Source organism: Pseudomonas sp. R3-56, from assembly GCF_051132075.1.
GTDB lineage: Bacteria > Pseudomonadota > Gammaproteobacteria > Pseudomonadales > Pseudomonadaceae > Aquipseudomonas.
Genome location: NZ_CP071657.1, coordinates 6024031 through 6035912 on the forward strand (window position 1 = coordinate 6024031; position 11882 = coordinate 6035912).

An 11882-nucleotide genomic window follows, 5' to 3' on the forward strand; every position below is an offset into this window, starting at 1 on the left:
TTACGCTTCAGGTAGGGTTCATAGCCAACATGCTCCAATGCTTGGCGTACCACCCATCAGCCTTTAATAACGAGAGATGGCTACCAAATTCGATTATTTGACCATTCTCCATAACGAGGATATTTTCCGCTTTTCTGGCCTCTTCTAAATCGTGAGTTATTATTATTCGTGTAGCGGCACAGAGATCACTATAAATAGCCGTTGAGAGTATTTTTTTAGTTGCTTGATCAAGCGAAGAGGTTGGCTCATCTAAAATTATGACACTTGGATATCTGGCGACGGCACGAGCGAATGAAATCCTTTGCTTCTCGCCTCCAGAGAGGTTATTGCTAAAACCAAACTCAAGCAATCCCTGATCACCATATATTCCGCTTATTTCCAGTATGCGCTTTATCTCTAATCGGCCAAAAGACGCACTCCCAAATACGTTATCCTTAACAGGTCTATCAAACAAAAATGGCTCCTGAGGAACATAACCGACATTTTTTCTGAAATTTATTACTGAGTTACCACAAAGTTCTTGCTCATCAATTTTTATGAGGCCACCGCTAACTTCTATCAAACCCAGTATTGCTTTGACTAACGTTGTCTTCCCGGCTCCCGAGTTACCTACCACCGCCAGACTGCTTCCACTTTTAATATAAAAACTTATATTTTTTAGAAGCATTTCTCCGTCTAAAGATTTTACAGAAACCTTGTCGAGCGTAATCGCTGGTGGTGCTAATCCCTTAATTTTCTCTGGAACGTCAGGCAAAAAGCACGGCAGCCGTAGAAGTTGCGAATTTTCCGCTATAGTTACCGATGTCCTTTTAATAGCGCTCAACACCATTCCTACATAGCTAATAGGAAAAACGAACTGAAGCACATATGCGTTTATTTGAACGAAGTCCCCTATCGAAATAGCCCCCCCTGATAGATCCCTTGCGGACAGCAAGGTAATTGCTGTGAGACCAATACCCAGCGCTATAACTTGCAACGAACTTACAATTTGGGAAAAATTGACGACTCCTATCGCTGATCTTGTAGACGCCAAAAGAGCCTCCTCAATGCGCTCAAACTCTGCCTTCTCTTCTGCATGGGCGATAATTATAGGTTTATTTTTTAAAGCATCCAATATCTTCCAATAAGCTGACTGTGCCGACATATTTGACATTTTTTGCTTTTCGCCAACACCTTTGTAACTAAAAAAAGAAATCACTATAAATGTCACAACAGTAACTGCCAATAGCACTGAATAAATGGCAGAAACAAACTGAAACAGCAAGGAGATTGAGAATACAAGCCTTACCAGCAAAGGGATAATCTGCCACACTAAACCATCTACAAACATAGGAAGGGCTACGTTGGTTTGACTTAATTTCGTCGCAAAAATACCACTTGGAGTATCTTTAACTTTCAAGTCCAAATTAAAAACTGAATTGAGACAAAGTCTTTTAGTAGCCTCGAATTTGAGCTTCTCTACTACAATTGTTGCTAGAGCGCCTCTAAGACGGAGCAGCAATTCAGCGCTCAACCAAGTAATCCCATAAGCAGCACCTAACCAAGCGACGTCAGCAACTGCTTTTTCCGTGCTTGATGAATCAATTAGCATCTTCAGTACTGCTGGCGCAGCGACTGACAGAGCTACTGTTATCAAGTCCAACATACACGCTGAAAAAAATAGCAGTTTAACGTTAAAACTAGAACGCAGGAGGATATCCCAGCAAATTTTGACCGCGCTTGAAAAGTCCTTATTAAGCATTTTTACTTTCCAATTAAAACTATCTTTGCCAATTCTTTAGGTAATTCCTTCCTATCAAAAACGACACCGTTGCTACCTTCAACCCAAGCGTGGGAAATAAAAGGGTGCGTTTGAACTCCGACAACAAACCTACATTTAATGTTATGACGAAATGCAATCCGAGCCACAGCATAGGAAAACTCCAAGCATTTAACTTTCCGCCACAAAAAAAACACAGCTAGATTCACATTACTCGCAATCTTAATAAGTTCGCATTCATTTTCGACCATAGCGCTAGAAGAAAACCCTCGTAAATCCTCAAGCATTTGGTGTAGCTTTCCTTTATCAGAGTTTTTTTTTGCGAATAACAAGAGCCTTGTGGCTTTTATGAAATATTTTAAGTTAAAGTTTGACAAACCAACCCTTCTCCCACCTAACGCCCAATCACATTCAAAAGCACCTTTTGAATTTATTTCATCTTGGAAAATCTGCTTAGGGCAGGTTTCTTTAAGAGAAATCAAGCCATGTGAAATTAAGTCGTTAACCGCCCTTAGGTCTTCCTGTGAAAGCTTCGACGAACGCGTGCCAAGCACTGACAAGAGAAACTTGCTTTGCCCATCATCAAAGAAAACAAAATCATTAAATACTTCGCTAAGCGCTATAATCTTCTGGTTATAAGTAACCGCTTTTACTCCAGAGCTCCACTGTATAAATCCGCCCTTCTCAAGTTCAAAATTCATCAACATGATCCTTCCAATGAGCGATGTAAATATTTGCAGTAAATAGATTAATAAGTGCACCCGGACACTTCACGACTCCAGCAGCCACTTCATCTATTAAGCGACTGACATTATCTACATTTACCATGCCAGCGCGAACTAAATAGCCTTCACTGACAAGATTTTTAATTTCTGATTTGTAAAGCGAAAAACAGCGTTGCGTAAGCCCGGCGACGCCGCCCTTCCGCCTATACCAAAACTCATCAGAATTATATCTATCAGCGGCGCGTTTACGAATGCTATACCTATCTATCCGTCCTTTTAGAAGCTGAACCGAAGGCGTCGCCAAACCTATACTTAAGATATCTGGTGCTAGAAATGGATAGACATAGTGGCCTGCGTAACCTGCCATCGGCGATGACTGCATTTCATACCTATTTATCGCAGCGTTCAGATGTCTTTCTCTCACGCTAACCTCGCTGCATCGAGGCATGCCTGCAATACTCATCTCAAATTTATGATCAAAAAAACTACCGCCTAGGACTTCGGCGCTGCTATTAATTTTCGCAAAACAGTAACTGGGATCCCTTAGCTTTAATTTCATCTCTTTAAATTCATTATAGGCCTCCGCAAATATAGATATCATCGGAGCTCGCAAATAACTCGAAATACTGTGCGCATTTCGAAATGCTCCTAACAAGTTACCTTTTTTCAATAGCTCAACTGGCAGTCCTTTCTGAGGAGACGCAGAAAAAATAGAATCTCCCCCTGCTCCATTAAACAGCGCGGTGTTTTTGCCGGAAAGCAAATCAGATGAAAAGTCTATATAACCAATATTTACAAGCCCAGGATGCGGAAAACTAGGTCTTATATTTGAGCAAGTAGTGACTTGAAAAGGCTTCAACTCTTCTGCATTTAATATAGTTAGATGACAACTATATTTGGCGGCTAATTTTTTCACCCGTTGCAAGTCATCTACCTGCCCGCTACCTGAGTCGGTTAAGTGAATTAGACTTAAATTTTCAGCGCGCGTTATGCCCAACAGCGAGTGCAGCAGAATGCTAGACTCAAGTCCGCCCGAGTACTCCAACATAACGTTTTGAACACCAGACACTTTGCCTATTAACTTTTCCTCTAAGGCATCTAGAAACTCTGGACCTGCAACCTCAATCTCTTGTCCTACATCTATATGCATACTTGAATATTCTAATGTACTCCCTGGAGGCAAGAAAAATATACCTTCAAATGGGGTAGAAACTCTTGGCGTTGCACCACAAGAAATATAATCAACGAAGTAATCAATACTTGGAGTTATCTTACCTAATGCAGTAACAAGAAGATCCATGCTGGAGGAGACAAGAAAATCGCCGTCCAACTCCTTGCATACAAATACTTGATAGTCACAAAAAATGCTGACTTGTAGCTTGCTCGCACAAGAAACTAATACGTCGCGACCTTTAATTCCCAGCGTACAACTTACTTCGCGCTGCGCATTACAGCTTAATTGGAACTCGTCGTTTTGATCAGGCGGCACGGATAGAAATTCAAGAGAGCCTCGACTTGAAGCTCTTAAAATAAAATTCATAGTACTCTAATCCTTGAGAAGAGGAAGCAGCCCTCCGACAGCGACTGCTTCTAGACTGCTACAGCGTATTAGCTATTCATTGAGTATCTCGACCAATTAGGCATTTCCAAGTCCACGAAACCTGGTGCTCCTTGAATATTTTTGGACGCGGAGAGTTTAATGAGGTTTTTGAACATATTCAGTTACTCCTTATGAGACGTCTATTAGAGCCAGCGGCAGCTGGCTCATACGAAGAGTGCCCAATTCAGAGAAATAAAAAAGTAGGACGTTTCGCTAATTAGCTCATTTTTGAAAAAATCAGAATAAGCTGTAAGCTTTTTTTCAAACAACTGTTGGATTAAAAGCCAGTGCCGTAGGGAGGATTACGGTGACGATAAAATTTCAATAAGCTATATCGGGCCGATTTTCAAAGTCGACAAGGTACATGTCACCTGGGCACGCGTGAGGGCGCTGAGTACCTTGCCGGTCAACACAAAAGACGTCTACGGAAGCGTATCGGAACCCCCTGAGCAACTGGCGCAACACCTGGCCCGCTGGCAGGCACATCCGGAAAACCGCGTGGCTGAACAACTGGCCACGGCGCCTGCGGCCAGCACCGATATCGAGCTGATCCATGGCGCTCATGGGTACGTCATCGGTAAGCCGTATACGCTGGATATTGATGCGATCATTTGACAAAAAAGTCCTTGGCGAAAGCGACAGGAACTACCCGCCGTGGTTAACATACGACCCGCCGATTGCCTCATGAAATCGAAGCTGATCAGACGCCTTGGCGTAGCCTTGGTCAGCGAGCCATCACCCACAGGGAAGGGGCGCAATGGAAGGCTTCATATCGCTTGAAACCACAGCTGTCGAACGCTCCGCGCGCATGAGCCCGCGGCATGTCTGATGCGCTCTGGGCCGCCCGCTTGGGCGACGCGCTGGACCACACCTCAATGATGGCCGACATACTTGGCGGCGTACTGGAGGTGGCGGCGAACATTGCGATCACCGCCCTGGCGACCGCCGCGGTGGTCGCGGCCACGGGCATTACCGTTGTTACCGGCGGGCTGGGTTGCTTCGTGCTCGGCCTGGTGGTGGGCACCGTGGTTGGCCTGACGATGAGCAAGACCGGAGCCGACAAGGGCCTGAGCAATATATGCGAGGGCATCGGCAACGCCCTTTTCCCGCCCACGGTGCAGGCCAACATCCTCACCGGCTCCGACGATACCTTCACTAACAACATTCGCGCGGCCCGTGCGGCCGGGGCAATCGAGTCTCACGTTGCCGCCACCGGTACGGAGCTCGAAGCCCCTGAGCCTGAAGAAGAGTCCAGCTACCTGGACATGGCGGGGGAATTCTTTTCGCAGATGTGGCGCCCCACGGTCGCCACGCCCGCGCCGGGCGCGGTGCCCAAGCCGGAAGACCTGGTGCTGTGTACCAAGCACCCGCCAATGCCACCGCAGTTCATGGCCGAGGGCTCGGACAAGGTCACCATCAACGGCCAGCCCGCCGTGCGCAGCGGCGACCGTAGTACTTGCGATGCCAAGGTCGTGTCGTCCGGGCTGATTTCGCCCAACGTCACCATTGGTGGTGGCTCGGTGGCGGTGCGCGAGATCCGCAGCGGCAAGACGCCGGGCGTGGGGCTGGCGGTCACGGCATTGCTGATGCTCAAGGGCGGCAAGGGCAAGTTTTTCAGCAAGTTGCCCTGCATGCTGGTGGGCGGCGCGGTGTCCATGGCCGCTAGCAGCGCGGCCAATGCCGCGGCTAACGCCGCCATGGGCTCGTCGAACCCGGTGCATGCTGCCACGGGGGCCAAGGTGCTGGGCGGCGATGCAGAACTGGACTTCGTGTTGCCTGGCATCCTGCCGATTGACTGGCAGCGTTTCTACAACAGCCGTGACGAACGCCGCGACGGATTGTTCGGCGCCGGCTGGAGCGTTTCCTACGAGGTTCAGGTCGACATCCTGCCCCACCCCGACGGCGGCGAGACCCTGCTGTATACCGACGAACAGGCCCGCCCCATCGACATGGGCTCGATCCCGTTGGGCGGCGCGGTGTTCAGCCCCGGCGAAGGCCTCGCGGTGCGGCGCAATGTAAGCGGACAACTGCTGATCGAAAGCGACGACGGCTTGTACCGTTTGTTCGAACCGACGCCTGGAAGCTCATCGCGGCTGCGCTTGAGCCAGTTGGGTGACCGCAACGACAATCGCATCCATCTCGACTATGACGAAGCTGGCCGCCTGGTGCGGCTGCGCGATACGTTTGATTTGCTCCAGGTCGAGCTGACTCGCGAAAACGAACGCGTCAGTCGGATCGAACGCCTCTACCCCGACCAGCAGCGCGAAGTGCTGGTCAGCTACGCCTACGATGCGGCGGGCAACCTCACCGCAGTGCGCGACGCTGGCGGCCAGGTGCAGCGGCGGTTCAGCTACGACGCCGGGCAGCGGATGGTCGAACATCAACTGCCTGCCGGCCTGCGCTGCTTCTACGAATGGGCCTTGATCGAAAACCAGGAGTGGCGCGTGGTCCGCCACTGGACTGACGAAGGCGACGCCTACCAGTTCGACTACGACCTCACGGCCGGCATAACGCGTATCACCGACAGCCTGCAACGCATCAGCATCCGGCATTGGAACAGCCAGCACCAGATCACCCGGTTCGCCGACAATCTCGGCCAGACCTGGTTGTTCGAGTGGAACGACGAACGCCAGTTGCTCAGCGCCACCGACCCGCAAGGCGGCCAGTACCATTTCAGTTACGACGAGGCCGGCAACCTGATCGGCGAAACCGACCCACTGGGACGCAGCGAGTCTACCCTCTGGCTCGAGCATTGGGCGCTGCCACTGGTGGAAACCGATGCCGCCGGCAACAGCTGGAAATACCGCTACGATCAGCGCGGCAACTGTGTCGCCGAAACCGACCCGCTGGGCCATGTCACCCGCTACCGTTACGACACCCACGGCCAGGTGGTGGAAATCATCGACGCCACCGGCAAGAGCAAGAAGCTGCGCTGGAACCCGTTCGGGCAACTGGTGGAACACATCGACTGCTCGGGCTACCCGACGCGTTTCAGTTATGACCCGCGCGGCTATCTGCAGACCCTCACCGACGCCCTCGGCGAGCGCACCCGATTCAGTTACGACGCCCAAGGGCGCCTGCTCGGCAGCCAATTGCCGGATGGTCGCACCGAGCACTACCAGCGCGACAGCGCCGGTCAGCTCACCGGCCACACCGACCCGGCCGGGCACACCACGCATTACCAGCACAACCGCCGCGGCCAGGTGCGCCAACGCATCGACGCCCAGGGCCGGCAGGTGCAGTTTGCCTACGACAGCTTCGGCCGGCTGCAAGCGCTGATCAACGAGAACGGCGAAAGCTATCGGTTCGCCTGGGATGCCGGGGATCGGCTGGTCGAACAGCAGGACCTGGATGGCAGCGCCAAGCGCTACGCTTATGACCGGCTGGATAACGTTGCGCAGGTGACGGCTGTTCCGGCGGCTGATGGCAGCGGCCTGGCGCAGGCTCCCGAAACATCACCGGCGCCCGTCGTCCATCGTCTGGAGCGCGACGCCGCGGGCCGGTTGATCGTCAAAGTCACCGACGATGGCCGCACCGAATATACCTATGATCCGCTGGACCAGCTCACCGCCGTTACCTTCACTGACCTGCAAGGCGCCGCGCAGTCCCTGAGTTTCGCCTACGATGCCCTCGGCCAGCTGCTCGCCGAAAACAGCGCCGCCGGCAGCCTCCGGCACCACTACGATGAACTGGGCAACCTGATCCAGAGCCAACTGCCCGATGGCCGCTGGGTCAATCGGCTGTACTACGGCAGCGGTCACCTGCACCAGATCAACCTCGACGGCCAGGTCATCAGCGATTTCGAACGCGATCGCCTGCATCGCGAGGTGCTGCGCACTCAAGGGCAAATCAGCACCCGCAGCGAATACGACCGCAGCGGCCGCCTGCGCGCCCGTCAACGTCGCCACAGCAGTCAGCCCGCGCTGCTGCCGGCGGCGGTGCAGAAACACTTTGAATACGACCCCGCCGACAACCTGATCGGCAAGCTCGACCAGCAACCCGCCACTCAGCAGCGCCAGTTGCTGCACTACGACGCCACCGGTCGCATCATCGCCAGCCAGGACAGCCTGCACGGCCAGCGCGAGACCTTTGCCTACGACGCCGCCGCCAACCTGCTGGACGGCCCGGCGCCCGGCGCCGGACTGGTGGTGCACAACAAGCTGCTGACCTATCAGGACAAGCGCTACCGCTACGACGCTTTCGGCCGGCTGATCGAGAAACGCAGCGCCACCCGCGGCCTGCAACGCTTCGCCTACGATGCCGAAAGCCGTTTGATCGAAGTGCGCAACGACAACGGCAGCGTAGTCAGGATGACTTACGACCCGCTGGGCCGGCGCATCGAAAAAGCCGAGCACGACAGCCACGGCTACCCGCTGGGCGAAACCCGCTTCACCTGGGACGGGCTGCGCCTGCTGCAGGAACATCGCCACCAGCAAACCAGCCTCTATCTTTACGAAGACGACGGCTACGAGCCGCTGGCCCGCGTCGACGGCAGCGGCCCGCTGCAAAAGATCCGCTACTACCACAACGACCTCAACGGCTTGCCGGAACAACTTACCGAAGCCGATGGGCACTCCGTCTGGCAGGCCACGTATCGGGTGTGGGGCAACACGCTTGAGGAGGTTCGCGAACCGTATTACATCGAGGAGCAGAACCTGCGGTTCCAGGGGCAGTACCTGGACCGGGAAACCGGGCTGCATTTCAATACGTTCAGGTTTTATGATCCGGATATAGGGCGGTTTACCACGCCGGATCCGATCGGGTGGCTGGGAGGATTGAACCTCTACCAATATGCACCAAACCCCCTGACCTGGATCGATCCATGGGGATGGGCTTGCCGAAGCGCAGTCAGTGGCAATAAAGGCCGAACCAAGGCGATCAACGATCTCAAGCGCAACAAGTTCAAGATCGTCGCGGAGGAGGTCACCATGAAGGTCAACGGTAAACGTATTCGCGCCGACTTTGTCGCCAGAGACCAACGTGGAAAACTGCACGTATTTGAAGTCAAGCACGGCACCGGGAAACTGACCCCCAACCAGACCGATTCAAAAGTCTTTGACATGACCAAGCCGGCCAACACTACGCAACATCTGGGTGGGGGCACGATCAAACCGTCCGCCGGCACGAAGGGATCGTTCAAGGTTGATACCAAAGGCAAGCCTGGCGTACCGCTAGGCGGCAAAGGCGCACAGCACAATGCCACCTTCAATGTTTTAATTTACAAGTGATTACCATGAGCCAAGAAATTCGCAAAAATGTGGAAGTGGAGTTACTGGCGACGCTGAAAAATACAACGTCACCACACCTGGATCTGAAGGCCAGCAAAAATAAAATTGGTCTGTTCAAAGCCAAGGAAAAGCTTGGGGAAATCTACATTCAGCACCTGACCAAAGCCGATGGTTATTACGCTGGGTTGGAGATCCATGCATGCGAGGCTTTCAGCTTCTGCAAAGAGCAATCGCCGCCCTACCAGAGTCGGTTGTTGAACGCGTCATTTTTGTCGAAGAGTTCCTTGTCGGAAGAGACGAAACAATTCGGTGACGAACTGGGAGGCATCATCAGAACCCCGTCTCCCCAGACCCTCAGCGCAACCGTCAATAAAATAAGCGAACGGCTCGAAAAGTTTTACCTGTCAAAGGCTGAGCACTGCATTCTCGGCATGCCTGCATTGATTGATGATGTATTGGCCGAGCCTGACAACTACGCATTCCCGTTCCTGACGATTCTCTTTGCAGCGCAAAAAAACGGTCTGGGTCTGGATTCAGATGTGCTCAAGAAAGCTCTGGCGACCAAATCAATATTCGGAAACAAGCAGTTCGATTTGGCGCTTGCGAACAAACTGCTGGGCTAGGGCTAAAGCTTCCTGACCATGGGGTTTGTTTCAGACGTAAAAAAGGCATATCGACTTCATCGGTATGCCTTTTTGTTGCCGCTTGCTTTCCTCGACCGAGTAGTCGGCGCAATTATGGGTTAACGCTGTCCTTCAGGAATTTGCCTGGCTTGAACGCAACCGTGTTGCTGGCCTTGATTTTCACCGGCTCGCCGGTTTGTGGGTTCTTGCCGGTGCGGGCGCCGCGGTGGCGTTGCAGGAAGGTGCCGAAGCCGACCAGAGTAACGCTGTCCTTGCGATGCAGGGCGCTGGTGATTTCTTCGAGAACAGCGTTGAGGACGCGGTTGGCTTGTTCTTTGGTGAGGTCCGCTTTTTCCGCAATGGCGGCGGCGAGTTCTGGTTTACGCATGAATGAAGCCCCTTTGACGATTTTTTTGTTGTTATGTCCGTGCTGTTCTCTTCGGAACAACCCCTAAGGCGCCGCAGGCTCTACTCTGCGGCAGACCGGAGTGAGGATGGCACGGGGCCGCAACCGGCGCCAGTGTCCGGCGGGCGTTTGTGGCCGGAAAAGCAGGGCATATGCGACAGAGCGACCGGTATTTACGCCAGCAGTGCCGGAAGCTGCTTGTTCAGCGCCAGTTTCTCCATCACCGCCGTACCGGTCAGGGCGTAGCCCAACAGATTGCCGTGGGCGTCGCGGCACAGGGCCTTGATATCGGCGCCCTGCCCCTCGACGCTCCACGCGCCTTCGCTGCCCCGTGGTGGCGGCGAAACCACCAGCGGGCAGACCGGGGTTTTCACAGTGATCGGCATGGCGCCGTAGCTGACGGCGGTCGGGTTGCCAGCCAGGGTCTGGGCCAGGGCGCGGGCGCAGCTCATCAGCGGCATGACGTAGAGCAGGTTCAAGCCATCGACTTCGGCACAATCGCCCAAGGCATAGATATTGGCGTGGGAGGTTTTCAGCTGACGATCAACCACCACGCCGCGATTGACCACCAGCCCGGCGGCAGCCGCCAGGTCGATGCGCGGGCGCAGGCCGATGGCCGAGACCACCAGATCGCAGGGAATCACCTGGCCATCCGACAAATGCGCCTCCAATCCGTCGGCCACACGTTGCAGACGGTTGAGCACCGGCCCCAAGTGGAAATGTGCGCCAAGGCTTTCCAGCCCGGCCTGGACCGCTGCGGCAGCGGCCGGATGCAGCAGCGTCGGCATGACTTGCTCGCAGGGGGCCACCAGTTCCACTTCGTAGCCGCCGAGGACCAGGTCGTTGGCGAATTCGCAGCCGATCAGGCCGGCACCGAGCAGCAGCACCCGGCGCTTGCCAGCGGCGGCGGCCCGAAAACGTGCGTAGTCTTCGAGATCGTTGATCGGGAAGATCAGGTCCGCCGCATCGCCCTGCACCGGCACGCGCACGGTTTCAGCGCCCCAGGCCAGGACCAGGTCGCGATAACTTACCGCTTCTTCGCCGATCCACAGGCGTTTGTGGCCCGGGTCGATGCCGCTGATGCGCGTGTGGGTGCGCACTTCGGCCTTCAACTGCTCGGCCATGGCGCCCGGCTCGGACATGCTCAAGCCATCGGCGTCCTTGTTCTTGCCGAACCCCGTGGAGAGCATCGGCTTGGAGTAGGAGCGGCCGTCGTCCGCGGTAATCAGCAGCAACGGGGTTTCGCTGTCGAGCTTGCGAAATTCCCGGGCCAGGTTATAGCCAGCCAGGCCGGTACCGACGATGACGACAGGTGCGCTCATGTTGCTCTCCGTTTGATCAAACGATCAGTTGATTTCGATCATTTCGAAATCCATTTTGCCGACGCCGCAGTCCGGGCACAGCCAGTCTGCCGGCACATCTTCCCAGCGGGTGCCGGGCGCGATGCCATCGTCGGGCCAGCCGTCAGCTTCGTTGTAGATCAGGCCACAGACGATACATTGCCACTTTTTCATTCCGATACTTCCTCAAGATGTCAGGCC

Annotated in this window: 9 protein-coding genes; 3 read left to right on the plus strand and 6 right to left on the minus strand. The window is 54.0% G+C overall.

Annotated elements, in window-relative coordinates; translation table 11 throughout:
• Positions 1–7: 7 nt before the first annotated feature.
• From J3P96_RS27270 to J3P96_RS27280, 3 genes are read right to left on the minus strand one after another with little or no spacing between them, the layout of a single operon-like run.
• The gene (locus tag J3P96_RS27270) at positions 8–1741 is read right to left on the minus strand and encodes an ABC transporter ATP-binding protein (RefSeq protein WP_434654355.1); all 1734 of its coding nucleotides are present in this window, start codon (positions 1739–1741) and stop codon (positions 8–10) included.
• A gap of 2 nt (positions 1742–1743) precedes the next feature.
• Positions 1744–2460: a lasso peptide biosynthesis B2 protein gene (locus J3P96_RS27275; RefSeq protein ID WP_434654357.1), complete on the minus strand. Its 717-nt coding sequence runs from the start codon at positions 2458–2460 to the stop codon at positions 1744–1746.
• Positions 2450–4024, minus strand: coding sequence for an asparagine synthase-related protein (locus J3P96_RS27280; protein ID WP_434654359.1), 1575 nt, complete (start codon positions 4022–4024; stop codon positions 2450–2452). Before J3P96_RS27280 ends, J3P96_RS27275 begins: the two co-directional genes overlap by 11 nt.
• Before the next feature lie 459 nt (positions 4025–4483).
• Here J3P96_RS27280 and J3P96_RS27285 point away from each other — a divergent pair, with 459 nt between their 5' ends.
• The 3 genes from J3P96_RS27285 to J3P96_RS27295 all read left to right on the plus strand — a co-directional run bounded on the left by J3P96_RS27285 (position 4484) and on the right by J3P96_RS27295 (position 9935).
• Positions 4484–4699, plus strand: coding sequence for a hypothetical protein (locus J3P96_RS27285; RefSeq protein WP_434654361.1), 216 nt, complete (start codon positions 4484–4486; stop codon positions 4697–4699).
• A 206-nt stretch (positions 4700–4905) separates the two neighbouring features.
• Complete coding sequence (locus tag J3P96_RS27290) at positions 4906–9312, plus strand: RHS repeat-associated core domain-containing protein (RefSeq protein WP_434654363.1); 4407 nt, start codon at positions 4906–4908, stop codon at positions 9310–9312.
• Between the two features lie 5 nt (positions 9313–9317).
• Positions 9318–9935, plus strand: a complete 618-nt coding sequence (locus J3P96_RS27295) for a hypothetical protein (protein ID WP_434654365.1) — start codon at positions 9318–9320, stop codon at positions 9933–9935.
• A 112-nt stretch (positions 9936–10047) separates the two neighbouring features.
• Here the strand turns inward: J3P96_RS27295 and J3P96_RS27300 are convergent, their stop codons facing one another.
• The 3 genes from J3P96_RS27300 to J3P96_RS27310 form a co-directional block, all read right to left on the minus strand.
• Positions 10048–10323: an HU family DNA-binding protein gene (locus tag J3P96_RS27300; protein ID WP_065758133.1), complete on the minus strand. Its 276-nt coding sequence runs from the start codon at positions 10321–10323 to the stop codon at positions 10048–10050.
• Positions 10324–10514: 191 nt separating this feature from the next.
• Entirely contained in the window at positions 10515–11663 is a 1149-nt protein-coding gene (locus tag J3P96_RS27305; protein WP_434654367.1) for an NAD(P)/FAD-dependent oxidoreductase, read from the minus strand.
• A gap of 24 nt (positions 11664–11687) precedes the next feature.
• Positions 11688–11855: a rubredoxin gene (locus tag J3P96_RS27310; protein WP_003177199.1), complete on the minus strand. Its 168-nt coding sequence runs from the start codon at positions 11853–11855 to the stop codon at positions 11688–11690.
• Positions 11856–11882: the final 27 nt, after the last annotated feature.